This is a genomic window from Undibacterium sp. 5I2 (assembly GCF_035019605.1).
Classification (GTDB): Bacteria; Pseudomonadota; Gammaproteobacteria; order Burkholderiales; family Burkholderiaceae_D; genus Undibacterium.
Map to the genome: position 1 here is coordinate 1 of NZ_JASJVS010000174.1, position 318 is coordinate 318.

Here is a 318-nt window from a genome sequence, read left to right on the forward strand (position 1 = left end):
GTAAAAAAAGCGTCCATCAGGCTTTTGCGACAGCCTCTGAAGGCCGGGGTTTCAAACCCTAGTCAGATTTTTGATGAAAAAAGGATCGTTGAAATTTTCAACGATCCTTTTTATTTTGGTCGGAGTACAAGGATTCGAACCTTGGACCCCCTGGTCCCAAACCAGGTGCGCTACCGGACTGCGCCACACTCCGAAAAACTGTTTTACGACGATGCTGCGTATTTCTTGATTACTTCAATTCTGGTCGGAGTACAAGGATTCGAACCTTGGACCCCCTGGTCCCAAACCAGGTGCGCTACCGGACTGCGCCACACTCCG

The 318-nt window shown here is 49.7% G+C and carries 2 tRNA genes; both read right to left on the reverse strand.

From position 1 onward, the window contains the following. Positions 1 to 116 precede the first annotated feature (116 nt). Positions 117 to 193: transfer RNA gene (locus tag QN359_RS19865), tRNA-Pro, on the reverse strand. 48 nt (positions 194 to 241) lie between these two features. Next, positions 242 to 318: transfer RNA gene (locus QN359_RS19870), tRNA-Pro, on the reverse strand.